This window comes from Magnetospirillum sp. (assembly GCA_027532905.1).
GTDB lineage: Bacteria > Pseudomonadota > Alphaproteobacteria > CACIAM-22H2 > CACIAM-22H2 > Tagaea.
Map to the genome: position 1 here is coordinate 69,742 of JAPZUA010000005.1, position 17,959 is coordinate 87,700.

A 17,959-nucleotide genomic window follows, 5' to 3' on the forward strand; every position below is an offset into this window, starting at 1 on the left:
CTCTCCAGGAAGGTCTGGCAGCGGCAAGGTCCGCTCCCACTGCAGCACAGCAGCGCCGCGCGCGCGACAAAAGCTGCGAAATCTCACAAAGCGACAGCAACAGACTTTCGGTTGCAGACACGATCGAGTGCGAAATCGTGCCGCGCCTTGTGCTGGCCCAAGGCGGCGGCCGGCGCAATGCCGCCAAAGCACCCGGGCTCGATGCCGCGGCCGTCGCCGCTTTCGCCGAAACGCTCTTGTCGAAAGACGCGTCGGAACCTGCGGCCCATATCGAACGCCTGCTCGCCGGTCGCGTGACGCTCGGCGACATCTGCCTCGATCTTCTCGCACCCGCCGCGCGCTGCTTGGGCGACATGTGGGACGACGACCGCGCCAGCTTCACGGACGTGATGCTGGGCCTCACGGTGCTGCAGAATCTGCTGCGTCAGTACGGGCCGCGCTACCGCCCGCCTTCGGCTCCCGAAGCGCATCACCGGATTCTGCTGGCGGCGGCACCCGGCGAAACGCATCTGTTCGGCATCTTGATGGTCGAAGAATTTTTCCGTCGCGCGGGCTGGGACGTGACCTGCCTCGTCGACACGGAAGCAAACGCGCTCGGCCGCCTCGTGCGCCAGGAAAGCTTCTCGGTCGTCGGCCTGTCGGCGAGCTGCGATGCGCTGCTCGAGCCTTTGGCCGGCTGCATTCATCGCATCCGCCGCGAAACGCGCAACCGTTCGGTCGGCATCATGGTCGGCGGCCGCGTCTTTTCCGATCGACCCGACTGCGTGGCGCTGGTCGGCGCAGACACGGTGGCGTTCGACGGTCTCCAGGCGGTGCGCCAGGCGCGCAACATGCTGACGATGCTGTCGGACCGGACCTTGCGCGTCTAGCCGACGGATCGCTGCCTATGGTGCACGCGGCCGAGACGCCGAAAGCTGAAGGGCCCGCCGGTGCCCCGTTGGGCTGGGGTGCCATCGTGCGCCTCGGTCTCGTGCAGACCGCACTTGGCGCCGTCGTGGTGCTGACCACCTCCACCTTGAACCGCATCATGGTCGTCGAGTTCGCGCTGCCCGCTTTTCTGCCGGGCCTGCTGGTGGCGTTGCATTATGGCGTCCAGTTCCTGCGCCCGCGTCTGGGCCACGGCTCGGACACGGGTGCGCGGCGCACGCCGTGGATCGTTGGCGGCATGGCGATGCTGGCAACGGGCGGCGTGCTCGCCGCCGTTTCGACGGTCCTGATGGCCGATACATTCGCATGGGGGCTTGCTCTCGGCATGCTTGCCTTCGCGATGATTGGGCTCGGCGTGGGGGCCGCCGGCACCTCGCTGCTCGCCTTGCTCGCCAAGCGCGTGGCGCCCGAACGGCGGGCTGCGGCCGCCACCACCGTGTGGATGATGATGATCGCCGGATTTGCGCTGACGGCGCTCGGCACATCCGCCTTCCTCGATCCGTTTTCGGCCGCCCGCCTCGTCGCCGTGTCGAGTGCGGTGTCGCTGCTGGCCTTCGTGCTTGCCACATTCGCTGTTTGGGGCGTTGAAGGCCCTGCACGGAGGCAAGCTGCAAGCACGCAATCGCAAGCCGCACCGCAGCGCTTTGCCGAGGCACTTGGCGAAATCTGGCGCGAAAATGCCGCGCGCCGCTTCACGATCTTCGTCTTCGTTTCGATGCTCGCCTACAGTGCGCAGGATCTCATTCTCGAACCGTTTGCGGGCGTGGTGTTCGGCTTCACGCCGGGCCAATCGACGGGCCTTGCGGGCGTTCAGCATGGCGGCGTGTTCGCGGGCATGCTGCTCGTGGCCGTGCTTGCCAGCGGCAAACGGCGCTTCGGCTCGCTTCGCAGTTGGACTGTCGGCGGTTGCCTTGCGTCCTGCGTCGCTTTGATCGCCTTGGCGCTTGGCGGGCTTGTCGGTGCGGCCTTCCCGCTGCGCGCGGTCGTGTTCGCGTTGGGTGTCGCCAACGGCGCATTCGCCGTCGCTGCGATCGCCAGCATGATGGAGCTTGCCGGGCGCGGCCAAAGCGGGCGCGAAGGCATCCGCATGGGATTGTGGGGGGCTGCACAGGCGATCGCCTTCGGCCTCGGCGGGCTTGCGGGCGCAACCGCAAGCGACATTGCGCGCGCCGCATTCGGCGACGACGCACTCGCCTACGGCAGCGTGTTCGTTGCCGAATCTCTGCTGTTTTTGCTGTCGGCCGTTTTGGCCGCAACGCTCGACCGCCCTGCCGCCAAACGGCCCGCCGCCCTGCCCCGCTTTGCCCAGGGCCTGGACCAAGCCAGCCTAGAAAGAGGATGATGCGCATGGAAACGCTCGAAACCTTCGACGTCGCCGTTGTCGGCGGGGGGCCTGCCGGGGCCACAGCCGCAACCGACCTCGCGCGCCGCGGCTTTAACGTGCTGCTGCTCGACCGGGCGGGCCGCATCAAGCCGTGCGGGGGTGCGATCCCGCCGCGCGCGATCAAGGATTTCGACATTCCCGATTCGATGCTCGTCGCGCGCATCAACTGCGCGCGCATGGTGGCCCCGTCCAACAAACACGTCGATATCCCGATCGAAGGCGGCTTCGTCGGTATGGTCGACCGCGAGCATTTCGACGAATGGCTGCGCATGCGCGCCACCACGGCCGGTGCGAAACGCCGCAACGGCACGTTCGAGACGATCGAGCGCGACAGCGACGGGACCGCGATCGTCGTGTACCGCCCCAAAGCGCCCGAGGCGAGCGGAGCCCCCGTGCGCGTGCGTGCGCGCATGGTGATCGGTGCCGACGGTGCCAATTCCGCTGTCGCGCGCGAGGCACATGTGCCTGGGGCCGACCGCATGCGCTACGTGTTCGCCTACCACGAGATCGTGAAAGTGCCGCCCAACGCCGCAGTCGATTTCGACGCCAAGCGCTGCGACGTCGTCTATCGCGGCGACACCTCGCCCGATTTCTACGCGTGGGTTTTCCCGCACGGCCAGACCGCCAGCATTGGTACCGGCAGCATGCAGAAGGGCTTCTCGCTGCGCAGTGCGGTCGGCCGCCTGCGTGCGGCAACCGGTCTCGATGGGTTCGAGACGCTGCGCCGCGAGGGCGCGCCCATTCCGCTGAAACCCTTAAAGCGCTGGGACAACGGGCGCGACGTGGTGCTGGCGGGCGATGCGGCCGGCGTGGTCGCACCGGCGTCGGGCGAAGGCATCTACTACGCGATGCTCGGCGGGCGGCTTGCAGCCGAAGCGGTCGAAAAAGCATTGGCGACGGGCGAGGTTGGCGCCCTCAAACTTGCGCGCAAGCGCTTCATGAAGGACCACGGCACGGTCTTCTTCATTCTCGGCATCATGCAGCGCTTCTGGTATTCGAGCGAAAAGCGGCGCGAAAGCTTCGTCAGCATCTGCCGCGACAAGGACGTGCAGAAGCTCACGTTCGACTCCTACATGAACAAAGAGCTCGTGCGGCGCGATCCGATGGCGCATATCCGCATCTTCTTCAAGGATCTCGCCCACCTGTTTGGCTTCGCGCGTCCGTGAGCATGCAGGTTCGGCGGCGCTGGAAGCCGTTTGCCGCCGGCGGGGCGTCCGCGCTTGCGATCGCCTCGGTCGGCGGCGCGCTCACCGATCTGTCGGACTGGTATTTCGAACTGCAGAAACCCGCCTGGCAGCCGCCCGACTGGCTGTTCGGACCGGCCTGGACGATCATCTTCGCGCTGTGCGCCTATTCCTTCGGGCTTGCCTGGCAGGCCACGAACCAGACGCGCGTGCGCATCGCGATCGTGTGGTTCTTCCTGTTCAATATGACGCTGAATGTCGCGTGGAGCTGGCTCTTCTTCACGCTGCAGCGGCCCGACTACGCGCTGTTCGAAGTCGCTTGGCTGTGGATCTCGATCCTGGCGCTGATCCATGTGCTGCGCCCGCTTTCCAGGCGCGCGGCGCTCGCCCTGTGGCCCTATCTTGCCTGGGTCACGTTCGCGAGTATCCTCAATATCGAGATCGTGCGCCTCAACGCGCCGTTCGGGCCCGCCTAAAATGGCCGAAGCGTTGGGCGAACTCGTGCAAAGCGGGCGGCTTGTCGATCTCGTTTTGCTGCTCGTCGCCCTCGAGGCAGCGGCCCTTCTCTTCTATCGCTTTCGCACCGGCAGCGGCCCCGAGCCGCTCGGCCTCGTCTTCAATCTCGCGGCCGGTTCGGCCTTGATGCTGGCCTTGCGTGCGGCCCTCCAAGAGGCGGGCTGGACGCACGTGGCGGCCTTCCTCGTGCTCGCCCTGGCCGCCCACCTCGCCGACCTTGCGCGGCGCTGGAAGCGCTGACCGACACCCCGAAAAAGAAGGCCCCGGAAAAGAAGAAGGCCGGTGCAGGTTTTTGAAGCTGCACCGGCCTAGTTTCGGGCGACGGATGTCCGGTAGCCGCCGCGCCGTGACGCCAAACTCGTTGCGTCGCGTAGGGTTGCCGCCTACTTGCCCGTCTTCAGGGCGAGATAGTCGGCAACCATGCTCACGCCGTAGAGCGGCTTGTTGACCCCTTGGTGGCACGTGGCGCAATTGACCTTGGCGACGTCGCCCGTTGGTCCCTTGCGGTTGGCCGGGAAAGCGCTCACCAGCGTGTCGAGATACTCGTTGTTGAGCTCGCGCACCATTCGGATGCCGTGCCAGGCGGTCACGCGTTGCGGCGTGCTGGTCTTCCAATCGGCGAAGTTCTGCGTGTTGTGGCAGAAGGTGCAGTTGACGCCGAGCCCTTGCGAGAGATGCATCATGAGCCCGTAAGTACCCTCCGTCGATTGGATCGACGGGTTGGGGCCGGTGCGCAGCGCCTTGGGGCCTGCAACGCGGATCTCCGTTGCTTTGCTGAGATAAGGCTCGAAGATGTCGTGCGGCAGCGAGCTGTCGCCGACGACCGGCAAGGGCAGGTTCTGCCGGTTGCGGTTGCCGGCATAGGCAGGCTCCGGCGCCGGCGCTTCCTTGTACCAAACTTCCGAAGGTACGGGCTGGCCGCGATGGCACGTGTAGCAAGTGACACCGGTTTCCGCGACGTGCGGCTTCCAGGCGGCATTGATCTTAAGCGTCATCTGCAGCATGCGCCGTGCCACGACCTTCGTGTAGAGCGTGTCGCTGGCCAGGCTTTCGCCCTCGGCATGGCAGTAGGTGCAGCCCTGCTCGGGAGCGACCCACTCGGTGATCGCCGTCATGATGCGCAGGAACTCGGCCGAGTCGACGTCGCCCAGCACCTGCACGTTTTCGTAGGCCGCCGACGATTTCTCGTTGGCAAGATCGGCAGCAGGCTGCGCCTCGGGCAACACGTTGGCGGCCTGCAGCGCCGCGCGGCGTGCGGGCAGCTCGACCTGGACCATGGCGGTTCCGCGGTAGCCGTTCTGCGTCGAGAGCACGGGCGGCAGGGTGAACGAGGTGTACACGACCGCTGCGGCCGCAACCGCGAACAGGGCGCCCGCAAGCGGGAGTTCGATTTTCATCGCGTTGCTCCTGGAAGAGTTGCGGGATCCACGATCGTGCCGAACACGGCCGGGTAGCCGGGCGCAAAATGGTGCTTGATCGCCCACAGGTACCAATTGTCCACGACCGTGCCGGACAGCAGGATGCCGATGCCGCCCGTGAGCGGGCAGAGAACGGCGAACCACCAGGCCCAGCGATGGATCGATTCCATCGTCGCGTTGAAGCCCATCGTCCAGCGCCAGAACAACGCCGCACGCTCGGACGCCGTCCCGCGATCGACGATCTGCTCGATCTCGCGGTCGCCGCCGAAGCGGCTTACGGCCAAGATCGTGGCCCCGTGCATCGCGAACAGCAGGGTCGAGCCGTAGAGGAACACGATCGAGAGCGCGTGGAACGGGTTGTAGAAGAGGTTGCCGTAGCGCAGCGAGAACGCGGCCGTCCAGTCGAGATGCGGGAAGATGCCGAACGGAACGGCCTCGCCCCAATTGCCCATCAGCACCGGTCGGATGAAGCCGAGCACCAGAAAGAGCCAGATCGCCGCGGCAAAGGCCCATGCCACATGCGTGCCCATGCCGAGGGCGCGCGCGCGCCTATACATGCGCCCCCACCAGAGCAGCAGCGACATGGTGAGGAAGAACCCCGCCATCAACCACCAGCCGCCGTCGTTGAGCGGCGGAATGCTGAGGCCGTATTTGGGATTGGGCGGTTCGAGCGCCAGCCAGAAGAGCTGGCGCACGAACTGCACCGGATCCCAATTGACCGAGGCCAGCATATTGAAGCCGATGATCTCGAACGCGATGAGCCCGCAGAGCAGCGACGCCGAACCCATGAAGCCCAAGTAGATCGGCCCGATCTGGGCGTTGCCGATGATCCCGAGCAGATAAACGTAGAAGGGCTCGCCCTCGCGCCGCCAATAGTTCCGGTCCTTGATCGGCACGCCGTAATGGGCAGGGCCGCGGATCTGCACGCGCGTGAAGAGGTTTTGATATTCGGGCATGTTCCTGCTCCCCGCCTAGCGCCAAATCGGAAGATTGAGCCACCAGCCCCACCATTCGGGCCAGCCGCGCGTCCAGAACGGACCGCTCAAGATGATGCACACCGCACTCCAGAATCCGGCGCTGAGGGCCAAGAAGAGCCCCACGCGATGGATCCCGAGCGTGCCGACCGAGTAGCCGATCGCGTCGCGGAAGAACGTGTCTTCGTGCTCGGGCGTCTTGACCGTTTCGCCCTTGGGCGGGTTGGTGGCCGAGAGCACGAGCGCTCCGTGCAGCGACAGCGCCAGCACGGTCGTGAAGAAGAACGACACGGCGATCATGTGCGCCGGGTTGTAGTGGAAATGCAGATACTGGTAGCCGGTGTTCGACACCCAGTCGAGATGGCTGAAGATGCCGTAGGGGAAACCGTGGCCCCAAGCGCCCATCAGCACCGGCCGGATCACGACCAGGCTTACATAGGCGAAGATCGCCACGCTGAAGGCAAAAGGCACGTGGTAGCCCATGCCGAGTTTGCGGCAGATTTCGACCTCGCGCATCGCCCAGCAGCTGAAAGAGCCGATGGCGCAAATCGTGATGACCTGCCACAGCCCGCCGTCCTTGAGGGGCGCGAAGCTCAGCCCGTAGCTGATGTCGGGCGGGGCGATGCTGATAAGCCAGGGATTCCAGGTCGGCCCCATCGAGGCGCCCCAGAAAATCATGGCCGTGCCGAGGATCGTGAAAAAGGCGCCCATGACGCCGAAGAACCCGACATAGAACGGCCCGGCCCAGAAATCGAAAAGATCGCCCCCAATCAGGGTGCCCCCGCGGACCCTGTACTTTCTTTCAAAACTGAGCATTGCCATGGTCGAATCCTCCGGTCGTCACGTCTATTTGCGGCCGCATTGGGCCACCTGCTTCCGCCACGGACGAAGCGAAGTCCGTAGACTTCGCTCCGTCCGCGTTGCCGAACGTAGCTTGCGCTACGAAACGGTCGGCGGCAGCAGCGAGAGTTCGACTGTCGCGGCGGCCGACTTGCGCGGGCCTTCGATCCAGTTGAACCGGTCGGTGCTGAGGACGATGAAGTGAATCACGATCGCCAGCGTGAAGAGGAAAACCGCTTGGGCCACGAGAGCCCGACGCGGATCGAACAAGCGCCAAATACGCCACATTGCTGCCTCCTCCTATGCCACGAAGGGCATAACGACGTTGGTTACCGTGTCGATGCCGTTCTGCAGCATCGCGTAGCCCTTCGGGCCCGGGAACCAGGGACGCCACGACCACGCAAGAACGTGCGCGATGATGGCGATGACCGTGAACACGACGAAGCCCTGCACAAAATAGTTGTGGAACTCCTGGGCTTCTTCGTCCGACAACCCGGTCAGGTTGCCGCTGTCTTTCTGTCCTGCCATAGAGAGTATCTCCCTGTGGTGGCCTCGCGGCCGTTACCGCGCAAGACCCGCGCGGCTGGGCACGCGTGGCGAGACTGGCCACGACGTGTCGATGCGCCGTTCGCAAAGCCTTGCGGCCGAACGGCAAAGGTAAGTGCAAAAGCAAGGGTGCTTGGGGCTTCGATCATGCGGCACTGCCGGCCGTCGCCGCCCCCATGGCGCTGCGCACGCGCAGCAGCGACACCCGATCTTCGCCCGCATAGCGCGCGTCGCGCTCGGCGCGGTCGCGCAGGCGCTTGGCCGCCGAAATGCGTACGAGGAACGGTTCGTTTTCGACGTAGCGGTCCATTTCGCGCTGCGCGTCTTCGTCCCACGCCATCATGTCGATCGTGCCCAGCCGTGCGGGCGTGGCCTCGACCTTGTCCATCTCCGTGCCGAGCGGCAGGATGTTGAACAGCGCGTCGAACAAGGCGTTGCAGTATTCCTGGATCACGTAGGTCGCACCCGCATAGCCCATGAAGGGCGTGCCGGTTGCGCGCCGGATGATGGCGCCCGGGAACGAGGCCGGGATGTACATGGCCCGCCCGCCGAGCTCGGCTGCGTACATGCGTTCGTTGTAGGAACCAAACAGCACGAGCGGCGGCTTCGTTTTCAGGGCTTCGCGCACGGCCGCATTGTCGGGTTTGGTGCCTGCCGTTCGCGAAAAAGCGAAGGTGCAGGGAATGCCCATTTCCTCTTCGAGGAAACGGCGCAGGCCGCGCGTGTAGGTTTCGGTCGCGACGATGCCGAACGAGGCCGTGCCGAAGAAATCCTGGGTCACACTTCGCCACAGATCCCAGATCGGCTTGATCGTGGTGTGCTTTTCGCGCTCGATGAAGGGCTCGGGATCGATGCCCACGAGCTCGCCCAGCTTCCGCAGGAAATTCGTCGTCGCAAAGATGCCGATCGGCGCCTGCAGATAGGGCCGCTCGAGCGCTTCGCATAGTTTGCGGCCGAACTCGCGATACATGCAGATATTCACGTCCGCATCGGGCAGCTTCGCGATGTCTTCGACATGCGAGCCCAGCGGGAACACCATGTTGATCTCGCAGCCCACCCCTTCTACGAGGCGGCGGATTTCGGCCAAGTCCGACGGCATGTTGAACGTGCCGTAGATCGGGCCGATGATGTTCACGCGCGGTTTCACGCCCTCGGCGCGCGCCTTGCGCGGGCGGATCTTCGTGCGCTTGGCGCCGAACTCGGTCCACATCCAGTACATGGCCCGGTCGGCCGTTTGCCACTGGTCTTCGTCGATCGTGCGCGGGATGAAGCGCATCAGGCCCGAGCCTTCGGGTGTCACGCCACCGCCGATCATTTCGGCGATCGAGCCCGTGACGACGACGGCCGGCATGTCCTGGTCTTGCGTGCCGTTGGCGCGGCTGAGCGCACCCTCGGTGCCGTCCATCGACAGCGATTCTTCCGAAAGGCCCGTCACGACGACCGGCAATTCATGCGGCGGCAGCGCGTCGGTGTAGTGCAGCACGGCCGTCACCGGCAGGTTTTCGCAGCCCACCGGCCCGTCGATCACCACGCGAAGACCGCGCACCGCGCAGAACGCGTAGACCGCACCCCAATAGCCGCCTGCCCGATCGTGGTCGAGAACAAGCATGGGCTAGACCTCCGCCGTCGGCGCATCGACTTTGGCGCGCGTGAGGCGCGCCTTGCGGTAACGCTCTTTGGCGCCCGGCGGATCCTTGGGCACGTCTTTGAAGCCGTAGCCCGTGCCTTCGCCAGTGCCGACATTTTCAAAAAAGCCGACCATGCGCGCGAAACGCTCGCGGCCCTTGGTTTGGCCCGCGACGATCGCGGCAAGCGCACCAGCCCCCGCCGGCCCGAACAGCGGCCGGGCCGAAACCATGTTCGTGAAATAGAGGGCCGGAATGCCGAGTTCCTTGGCCTTCTGCACGAGCGGCGTGGTGCCGACAGCGAGATCGGGTTTGACCTCCATCATTGCGGCGACGTCCTGTTCGAGCGAGGCGCGGTACTGCACATGCACGCCGCGCGTCTCGAGCCATTCGCGGTCGGGATCGCTCCATTCGGTGCGCGGGCAGGCCGTCCCCACATAGGGCACTTCGGCCCCTGCTTCGACGAGCAGGCGGGCGACCAACAGCTCCGAGCCTTCGTAGCCCGACAATGTGATGCGCGCCTTGATGGGCGAAGCCGCCATCACGCCGCGCAAGGCGCCGAGCGTCTTGTTCTTGGCGTCTTCGACTTTGGCGGTCGCGACGTTGGCGGCTTTGCCGATCGCGTCGAGCCAGGCGGCCGTGCCGTCGATGCCGATAGGGCCGGAGCCCACGACCGGGCGGCCGGCCGCGATGAATTCGCGGATCGTCGCCGTGTAGAACGGATGAATGGCAGCAGCCACGCGGCAATCGAGCGCCCCGTAAAGATCGCGCCATTCGCGCGATGGCAGACTCGGTGCAAGCGCCAAACCCATCGGCTGCAGCATCGCCCCGATGCCGATCGGATCGACCGGGAAAAGCTCGCCGATCAAAGCCACGGTCGGCTGGTCGGCTTTGTGGTTGCGCGGGCGCTGCACGGGGCCTTCTTCGGCCTCGAGGCGCGCGTATTTGAGCATCGCCCCGGCGAGCACGTCTTTGGCTTCCGCGTGCGTGGGCACGCCGAAGCCCGGCACGTCGATGCCGATGATGCGCACGCCCTCGATTTGTTTGGGCAGCAGATCGAGCGGCACGCCCGAGGCGGTGGGCACGCACAAATTGATGACCACGACCGCGTCGTAATCTTCGGGCTTGGCGATCTTGAAGACTGCCTCGCGGATGTCTTCGAAGAGCTGGCCGCGCACAAGCGACTCGGAATTGAACGGCACGTAACCCACGGTGCGGCGTGCGCCGTAGAAATGCGCCGTGAAGGTGAGACCGTAAACGCAGCAGGCCGAGCCCGACAGGATCGTGGCCGTGCGCTTCATGCGCAAACCGACGCGCAGCGAGCCGAAGGCCGGGCACATCGATTGCGGCTGGTCGTGGGGCCCCCGCGGATAGTCGGCGAGCAGCCGGTCGAGCGTTTCGCTCTTGCCGGCGGCGCGTGCTGCATCAAGCATCGTCTCGCGGCCGCCGTGGCAGCCGGAACCCGAAGACGTCGAAGCAGGCAGTGCGGTATCGGCCATTGCGCTTACGTCCCTTCGTAGACGACTTCGAGCGACGGTTTTTCGAGGGCCGCTTGTCCTGCGCACATGTCGTCCATCGTCGCGGGCTCGAGCACCACGCCGCGGCCGACGGCATCGCCCTTGAACAGGTTCAGGAGATTTTCGTGGCTGAGCGGTGTTGGCCGCACGGGCGGGGCTTCGGCCACTTGGGATGCGAGCTGTTCGAACATCGGCGCCCAGCGCCCGCCGGGCTTGCCGATGATTTCGTAGTTCGCACTCTTGCGGCGAATGTCGTCGTCGGCCGGGATCGCTGACAGGACCGGGATGCCGACCTTCTCGGCGAAGGCGTGCGCTTCGCCCGTCCCGTCGTCCTTGTTGATGACCATGCCAGCGACGCCGACATTGCCGCCCATCTTGCGGAAATAATCGACCGCCGAGCAGACGTTGTTGGCGACGTACAGCGACTGCAGATCGTTCGAGCCGACGACGATGACCTTCTGGCACATGTCGCGCGCGATCGGCAGACCGAAGCCGCCGCACACCACGTCGCCCAGGAAGTCGAGCAGCACGTAGTCGAAGCCCCACTGGTGGAAGCCGAGTTTTTCGAGGAGTTCGAAACCGTGGATGATGCCGCGCCCGCCGCAGCCGCGACCGACTTCCGGCCCGCCGAGCTCCATCGCGTAAACGCCGTCGCGCTTGAAGCACACGTCGCCGATCTTGACCTGGTCGCCCGCCAGCTTCTTCTGCGACGAGGTTTCGATGATGGTCGGGCAGCTGCGCCCGCCGAACAGCAGCGACGTGGTGTCGCTCTTGGGATCGCAGCCGATCAGCAGCACGCGCTTGCCTTGCTGCGCCATCATGTAGGAGAGGTTGGCGAGCGTGAAGCTCTTGCCGATGCCGCCTTTGCCGTAGATCGCGATGATCTGCGTGGCTTTGGTGGCGGGCGTCACGGGGATCGAGGCTTGCGGTTCGGCCGCTTCGGCGCGCAGGCGTTGGCCAAGGGCGTCGGTCGGGGAAAGCTCGCTCATGCGGTCGCACTCCAATCCAGGATCATTTTGAGACAGGTCGAGTCGTCGAACGCCGTGCGGTAGGCGGAGCTTGCACTCGCCGCAGCACTGCGATGGGTGATGAGGCCGTCGAGCGAGAGGCGCCCTTCGGCCAGCAATTTCTTGACTTGCGCCATGTCGCCTTCGCGCCATTCGGCGGCGATACGCAGGCGGGCCTCGCGCATGAAGGCGGGCGCAAACGCAAATTGGATGGGGGCACTGTAGAAGCCTGCGAGCACGATCTCGCCGCCCGGCGCCAAACGGCCGATCAGCGTATCGAGAAGGCCAGCGTCGCCGCTCACATCGAGAATGCGGCGATAGTCGCGCCGCGTGTCTTCCGCAGGATCGACAACCGAATAACCCGCAGCCCCGCCGCACCGCAGCTTGTTGACTTCCCACACGGTCGGCGGCGTTGCTCCCGTCGCGACCGCGATGCGCGCGATCAAACGGCCGAGCACGCCGTGGCCGACGATAAGATCGGGCAGCGCCAATTCGCCGTCGGCACCGTTGGGGGCCAGCGCATGGAACGCCGTACCGGCAAGGGCCAGCAAAACGCCTTGTTCGCCCAACGACTCGGACAGCGGCTCAACCTTCCGCCCGCCTACAATCAGACGTTTGGCAGCCCCGCCGAAAAGCCCGCGCACGGAGCCGAAACAGCGCGCGCCAGGAACAAACACCAGCTCGCCGACGCGGCGGTCGGTTTCGCGCGCAGCGTTGGTTCCCACGGAGGCGATACGGCCGACCGATTCGTAGCCCGGAACAAGCGGATAGCCCATGCCCGGGAAGGTCGGCATGCGCCCGCTCCACAGCAGTTTTTCCGTGCCGGTGCTGATGCCGCTCCAGGCAACATCGACCACCACGTCGTCGTCTCCGGGCGGAGTCAGATCGACGCGGCGCAAATCGATGTTTTCCGGTTCTTGCAGCACGACAGCAAGCGTGTCCATGCGGTCTGTTTCCCCTCGGGCGCCGTTTCGGCAGCCTTTTTCGAACTCTGACAGTAATAATAGGCTGACACTTTGCGATGTCAACATAGATTTACATTTTACGTCGGCACACGCGCTACCATCACGCTTGTCTGCAAGGGCAAGCGCGTCGGGCGATGGGCGATATCGACGAATCCGGCCTCCGCCAGGAAGGCCGAAAGTTCGGCTGCCGAGCGCGCGCGGCCCTGGCCCATCGCCAAAAGATAGAAACCGAAATAGGCGGCACCGACGGTGGGTGCCCCCGGCGCGTCGGCCATCGGTTCGCCGATCAGCACGGTGCCGCCGGGCGGCAAGGCCGCGCGCACGGCGCGCAGGATCGCGCGCACCGTGTCGTCGTTGTGGTCGTGCAGCACGCGCACGAGCGACGCGATGTCGGCCCCTTGCGGAAGCGAGTCGCGCGCGAAGTCGCCGCCATAGGCGGTCGCACGGGCGGCGAGTCCTGCCAGCGCAAATCGGTTGCGCGCGCGGGCTGCCACTTGCGGCAGATCGAACAGCATGAGTTTGAGGTGCGGTGCGCGCGAAGCGGCCGACGCGAGGAACGTGCCCTCGCCGCCGCCGACATCGAGCAGGCAGCGGTGAGCATCGAGCGGATAGGCATCAAGAATGTCGGCCGCCACAAAAGGCTGCGAGACCGACATGAGCTCGGAATAGGCCGCAACCTGCTCGGCCGAAAGATTGCGCGGATCGTCCGATTGCGAATAAGGCCAATAGCCGCCGAGATCGGTGCGCGTGCCCTGCCCACGCAGCAGCGCCACCGGATCGGCCAAGTCGCGATAGACGAGGGCGTGGTGCTCGACCATCGCGGCAATGCCGGGATTGGCGCGCAACGCGGCCCCATGCGAACCAAGTCCGTAGCGTTCGCCCGAACGCCGCGACACAAGATCGAGAGAAACGGCCGCTTCGAGCAAGCGCTTGGCGGCATCGGGCGACAGTTGCAGACGCGGTGAAAGCTGCGCCACCGTCTGCGGCCCTTCGGCCAGCATGTCGAACAGCTTCAATCGCACGCACGCGAGCAGCACTTGCGAATAGATGAAGCCAGCGCAGATATCGAAGAGTGCGCGTGCGCGCTTGCGCGCCATCGGCCGCGTCAGCACGAAAGACGATGCCCAACGCTGGAAGCGTGGACTGCCGAGCAAACGCTCGTAAAGCCCGTAGAGCCGATCAAGCAACGACGCGGCCGGTTTCTCAGAAGGCGCCATAGGCGGGCGACCGAGGCGATGCGCTTCGATCATCGAAGATCCGTCAAGCAGCGTTTACCGCGAGTTCTTTGGGCAGCAGGCGCTTGGTCTGCGCTTCGATCTGCGCGCGCAGCACGGCAAAGCCAGGGCATGCCGGCACCGAGCCGATCGCCTCGGCCACAAGCTCGTCGAAATGGTCGATGGCGCCGCGCAAACCCAGCTGATGCACGGCATTGGGCCGGCCCAGCAGCGCATCCTTGCCGACGGGCTTGCCGATCGCCTCGCTCTTGGCGCAGGCATCGAGCACATCGTCGGCGATCTGGAACGACTCGCCCAGACGCTCGCCCAGCACGCGCCAGGCCTCGCCCTCGAAACCCGCCGACGTGGCACCCGCAACTGTCGCAGCCGCAAACAAAGCGCCGGTTTTGGCTTGCTGATAGGCGGCAAGGGCCACCTGCGGCTCGCTCTCCCACGCTTGGCCCGCAACGATGCCGTTGGGTGCGCCCACTGCGCGGCCGACCGTCATCAAAACCGGTGCAAGCAGATGCAAAGCACCCGCCGCCCCTTGCGCCACTGTCTCGAACGCCAGCACGATCAGCGCGTCGCCGGCCAAAACGGCCAACGGCTCGCCATACGCACGATGCACCGTGGGCTTGCCGCGGCGCGTTTCGGCGTCGTCGAAACAGGGCAGGTCGTCGTGCACCAGCGAGGCGCAATGCAGCAACTCGATCGCGGCGGCAGCGGCATCGGTCAGTGCGGGATTTGCGTCGCCGCACGCTTGCGCCACGGCAAGGCAAAGCTTCGGCCGAATGCGCGCACCGCCCGGGAAAACCGCATGGTCCAACGCCGCGCGCAGACGTGGCGGGGCGCCGGGACCATCGGTCCGGGCCAACGCCGCCGCCAGTGCCCGTTCGATTCGGCTCGCACTTTCCATGGCTTGGTCCCTTTCCGATCCCGGTTTGGGGATTTTATGTAAGTTTCTTTTGTCAGTTTGGATTGTCATGTATTGTTGACAGATGAGTCAATGGCTTTCTCAAGTACGTGTCTAAAGGACGATGACCCAGAAGCGCGTCGCGATCGTCGGGGCCGGCATAGCGGGCCTGGTTGCCGGCCTTGAATTGGCCTCGGCCGGCTTCGCGGTCGAAATCCTCGAGCGTGCTGCCCAGCCGGGCGGCAAGATGCGCCATATCCCGATCGGCGATGCGCGCATCGACGGCGGCCCGACCGTGTTCACGATGCGCTGGGTCTTCGAGGACATTTTCGCGGCCGCGGGTGCCCGCCTCGAAGACCATCTGAAGCTCACGCCACTTGAAATCCTCGCGCGCCATGCCTGGAGCGAGACTGAGCGGCTGGATCTGTTTGCCGACATCGAACGCTCCGCCGACGCGATCGGCAGTTTCGCGGGTGCCGCCGAAGCACGCGGCTATCGCGAGTTCTGCGCGCGCGCCAAGCGCGTCTACGGCGCCCTCGAGCGGCCCTTCATCCGCGCCGACCGCCCCTCGCCTTTAACGCTTGTGCGCGGCACCGGCCTTTCGGGCATGAGCGATCTCTTGGCCGTGTCGCCCTTCGCAACCTTGTGGGCGGCCTTGGGCGAGCATTTCCGCGATCCGCGTTTGCGCCAATTGTTCGGCCGCTATTCGACCTATGTCGGCTCTTCGCCGTTCCGCTGCCCGGCAACGCTCATGCTGATCGCGCATGTCGAGCAGAACGGCGTGTGGAGCGTCGAAGGCGGCATGCATCGCGTGGCGCGCGCGGTGGGCGAGCTTGCGCAAAAGAAGGGTGCGACGATCCGCTACAACGCGCATGTCGCCAAAATCCGCACCGCACAGAGCCGCGTGTGCGGCGTGACACTCGAAGACGGCACCGAGATCGACGCCGACGCGGTCGTCTCGGCGGCTGACGTTACCGCGCTCTCCACGGGCCGTTTCGGCCCCGGCGTGCGGCGCGCAGCCCTTGGAGCAGCACCCGGCCAGCGTTCGCTCTCGGCCGTCACCTGGGCAACCGTTGCGCGTTGCGAAGGCTTTCCGTTGCTGCGCCACAACGTGTTTTTCGCGCGCGACTATCCGGCCGAGTTCGATGCGATCTTCAAACGCGGCGAAATCCCGGCCGAAGCCACCGTCTATATCTGCGCGCAGGATCGCGGCGACGACGCAAAAGCACCCGACCAAGAACGCCTTCTGTGCCTCATCAACGCGCCCGCCAAGGGCGACACACATGCTTTCGACGAAGCGGAGATCGAAAAATGCCGGGCATCCATGCTGGCTCTTCTCAAGCGTTGCGGCCTGACGCTGACGATCGAACCGGAAACGACCGTGGCGACGAGCCCGCGCGGCTTCGAGCAGCTGTTCCCGGCGACGGGCGGAGCGCTCTACGGCCAGGCCTCGCACGGCTGGATGGCGTCGTTCCAACGACCCTCAGCGCACAGCAAGATCCCGGGCCTGCATCTGGCGGGGGGCAGCGTGCATCCGGGGGCGGGCGTGCCGATGGCGGCTCTGTCGGGGCGGCTGGCGGCGGCGAGCGTGCGCGCCCAGTTCGATTCGATGTCGCCGTCCCGCAAGACGGCTACGCGTGGTGGTACGCGGACGGCATAAGCGACGACGGCCGCCACGGCATCACGCTGATCGCGTTCATCGGCAGCGTCTTCTCGCCCTACTACGCCTATGCGCGCCGCCAAGGGCGCGGCGATCCCGAAAACCATTGCGCGCTGAACGTCGCTCTGTACGGCGCTTCCGGCAAACGCTGGGCATTGACCGAACGCGGGCGCGGCGCCCTCACGCGCGACGAAACGCATTTGCGCATCGGCCCCAGTGCGATCGCGTGGGACGGCAAGAGCCTCGTTTTCGAGATCGCCGAGATCGGCATGCCGATCCCCTATCGCGTGCGCGGGACGGTGCGCGTCACACCCGAATGCGCGCCCGCAGCCCCGTTCCTGCTCGATGCAGCCGGCGGCCATCGCTGGCACCCGTTCGGCCCGCGCGCGCGCGTCTCGGTCGAGATGAAAAATCCGGACTTAAGCTGGCAAGGCTCGGGCTATCTCGACGGCAATTCGGGCGACGTGCCGCTCGAACGCTCGTTCGTCGATTGGGACTGGTCGCGCGCCGATATGGGGCACGAGGCGGCTGTCCTCTACGACGTAAACCGCCGCGACGGCACAAGCCTGTCGATCGCCGCCAAATTTGCTTCCGACGGAACGGCCACCGCGTTCGAACCGCCGCCGCGCGTGAAACTCGCCACGACCGGCTGGCGCGTGGCCCGTGCGACGCGCAGCGACGCCCAAAGTTCAGCGCGCGTGGTCGACACGCTCGAAGACACGCCCTTCTATGCGCGCTCGGTCGTGGGCGCACGCTGGAACGGCCACGACGTCACGGCCATGCACGAAAGCCTGTCGCTCGACCGCTTCGACTCGCGTTGGGTCCAGACCCTGCTCCCCTTCCGCATGCCGAGGCTCAGCCGATAGCGGGATCGAATCGACAACCTTCAAAATTGTGTCGTTTTGTGCTTCAATTGCGCATCGCCTATTCAACGCGGGCGTGCGCTGTTTGACAGGTGAATATCGACGAAAAACACTGTTTTTGTAGCACCAAAAATACGTAACTGACAATCGTCGCGGCGGTTACATCTGTGGAAAATCAACGCGATAAACAGGCGACGGTTGCCGGTTGTCGCCGGATGTAACCTATTCTTTGGGCGGCTCGGCAGCTGCTGCGACAGCGGCGGCTTGGCGCTTGGCGGCTTCGCGCTTCTCGCGCTCGCGGCGCAGATCGAGCATCTGGTGCACGCCGAAAGCGAGCGCCAAAACGCCGGTCAGCACAAGCTCGACAAGGCCCGCATAGTTGGCTTCTTCGGCCATCGCGCGGGAG

19 protein-coding genes are annotated in these 17,959 nt (G+C 65.5%); 7 read left to right on the plus strand and 12 right to left on the minus strand.

Annotated elements, in window-relative coordinates:
* Positions 1 to 137 precede the first annotated feature (137 nt).
* From O9320_16930 to O9320_16950, 5 genes are read left to right on the plus strand one after another with little or no spacing between them, the layout of a single operon-like run.
* Positions 138 to 869: a cobalamin B12-binding domain-containing protein gene (locus O9320_16930; GenBank protein ID MCZ8312532.1), complete on the plus strand. Its 732-nt coding sequence runs from the start codon at positions 138 to 140 to the stop codon at positions 867 to 869.
* A 17-nt stretch (positions 870 to 886) separates the two neighbouring features.
* Positions 887 to 2,269: a BCD family MFS transporter gene (locus O9320_16935; protein ID MCZ8312533.1), complete on the plus strand. Its 1,383-nt coding sequence runs from the start codon at positions 887 to 889 to the stop codon at positions 2,267 to 2,269.
* A gap of 5 nt (positions 2,270 to 2,274) precedes the next feature.
* The gene (locus tag O9320_16940; protein MCZ8312534.1) at positions 2,275 to 3,477 is read left to right on the plus strand and encodes a geranylgeranyl diphosphate reductase; all 1,203 of its coding nucleotides are present in this window, start codon (positions 2,275 to 2,277) and stop codon (positions 3,475 to 3,477) included.
* 2 nt (positions 3,478 to 3,479) lie between these two features.
* Positions 3,480 to 3,971, plus strand: coding sequence for a tryptophan-rich sensory protein (locus O9320_16945; GenBank protein ID MCZ8312535.1), 492 nt, complete (start codon positions 3,480 to 3,482; stop codon positions 3,969 to 3,971).
* A 1-nt stretch (position 3,972) separates the two neighbouring features.
* The gene (locus tag O9320_16950) at positions 3,973 to 4,251 is read left to right on the plus strand and encodes a hypothetical protein (protein MCZ8312536.1); all 279 of its coding nucleotides are present in this window, start codon (positions 3,973 to 3,975) and stop codon (positions 4,249 to 4,251) included.
* Positions 4,252 to 4,394: 143 nt separating this feature from the next.
* Here the strand turns inward: O9320_16950 and pufC are convergent, their stop codons facing one another.
* The 11 genes from pufC to O9320_17005 all read right to left on the minus strand — a co-directional run bounded on the left by pufC (position 4,395) and on the right by O9320_17005 (position 15,033).
* Positions 4,395 to 5,408, minus strand: a complete 1,014-nt coding sequence (gene pufC / locus O9320_16955; GenBank protein MCZ8312537.1) for a photosynthetic reaction center cytochrome PufC — start codon at positions 5,406 to 5,408, stop codon at positions 4,395 to 4,397.
* Positions 5,405 to 6,385 carry a photosynthetic reaction center subunit M gene (pufM, locus tag O9320_16960; protein MCZ8312538.1) on the minus strand — a complete coding sequence of 327 codons (981 nt, stop codon included), beginning with the start codon at positions 6,383 to 6,385 and terminating at the stop codon, positions 5,405 to 5,407. The genes pufC and pufM overlap by 4 nt, the downstream gene beginning before the upstream one ends.
* Positions 6,386 to 6,400: 15 nt before the next feature.
* The gene (pufL, locus tag O9320_16965; GenBank protein MCZ8312539.1) at positions 6,401 to 7,225 is read right to left on the minus strand and encodes a photosynthetic reaction center subunit L; all 825 of its coding nucleotides are present in this window, start codon (positions 7,223 to 7,225) and stop codon (positions 6,401 to 6,403) included.
* A gap of 117 nt (positions 7,226 to 7,342) precedes the next feature.
* Positions 7,343 to 7,531: a light-harvesting antenna LH1, alpha subunit gene (gene pufA, locus O9320_16970; protein MCZ8312540.1), complete on the minus strand. Its 189-nt coding sequence runs from the start codon at positions 7,529 to 7,531 to the stop codon at positions 7,343 to 7,345.
* A gap of 12 nt (positions 7,532 to 7,543) precedes the next feature.
* Positions 7,544 to 7,771: a light-harvesting antenna LH1, beta subunit gene (pufB, locus tag O9320_16975; GenBank protein ID MCZ8312541.1), complete on the minus strand. Its 228-nt coding sequence runs from the start codon at positions 7,769 to 7,771 to the stop codon at positions 7,544 to 7,546.
* A 163-nt stretch (positions 7,772 to 7,934) separates the two neighbouring features.
* A complete protein-coding gene (gene bchZ, locus O9320_16980) occupies positions 7,935 to 9,398 on the minus strand; it encodes a chlorophyllide a reductase subunit Z (GenBank protein MCZ8312542.1) in 1,464 nt (487 codons plus the stop codon).
* 3 nt (positions 9,399 to 9,401) lie between these two features.
* Positions 9,402 to 10,913, minus strand: coding sequence for a chlorophyllide a reductase subunit Y (gene bchY / locus O9320_16985; protein MCZ8312543.1), 1,512 nt, complete (start codon positions 10,911 to 10,913; stop codon positions 9,402 to 9,404).
* A 5-nt stretch (positions 10,914 to 10,918) separates the two neighbouring features.
* Positions 10,919 to 11,920 carry a chlorophyllide a reductase iron protein subunit X gene (locus tag O9320_16990; protein ID MCZ8312544.1) on the minus strand — a complete coding sequence of 334 codons (1,002 nt, stop codon included), beginning with the start codon at positions 11,918 to 11,920 and terminating at the stop codon, positions 10,919 to 10,921.
* Positions 11,917 to 12,882 (minus strand): chlorophyll synthesis pathway protein BchC, encoded by a 966-nt coding sequence (gene bchC / locus O9320_16995; protein MCZ8312545.1) that lies wholly within the window; start codon positions 12,880 to 12,882, stop codon positions 11,917 to 11,919. Before bchC ends, O9320_16990 begins: the two co-directional genes overlap by 4 nt.
* Positions 12,883 to 12,980: 98 nt before the next feature.
* Complete coding sequence (locus O9320_17000) at positions 12,981 to 14,153, minus strand: methyltransferase (protein ID MCZ8312546.1); 1,173 nt, start codon at positions 14,151 to 14,153, stop codon at positions 12,981 to 12,983.
* 10 nt (positions 14,154 to 14,163) lie between these two features.
* Complete coding sequence (locus O9320_17005) at positions 14,164 to 15,033, minus strand: polyprenyl synthetase family protein (GenBank protein MCZ8312547.1); 870 nt, start codon at positions 15,031 to 15,033, stop codon at positions 14,164 to 14,166.
* 121 nt (positions 15,034 to 15,154) lie between these two features.
* Between O9320_17005 and crtI the strand changes: the two genes are divergently transcribed.
* Together crtI and O9320_17015 are read left to right on the plus strand one after the other, a co-directional pair.
* A complete protein-coding gene (crtI, locus tag O9320_17010) occupies positions 15,155 to 16,690 on the plus strand; it encodes a phytoene desaturase family protein (protein MCZ8312548.1) in 1,536 nt (511 codons plus the stop codon).
* Positions 16,691 to 16,845: 155 nt separating this feature from the next.
* Entirely contained in the window at positions 16,846 to 17,556 is a 711-nt protein-coding gene (locus O9320_17015) for a carotenoid 1,2-hydratase (protein MCZ8312549.1), read from the plus strand.
* Between the two features lie 219 nt (positions 17,557 to 17,775).
* Here O9320_17015 and O9320_17020 read toward each other — a convergent pair whose 3' ends face one another.
* Positions 17,776 to 17,949 carry a hypothetical protein gene (locus O9320_17020; GenBank protein MCZ8312550.1) on the minus strand — a complete coding sequence of 58 codons (174 nt, stop codon included), beginning with the start codon at positions 17,947 to 17,949 and terminating at the stop codon, positions 17,776 to 17,778.
* Positions 17,950 to 17,959 lie beyond the last annotated feature (10 nt).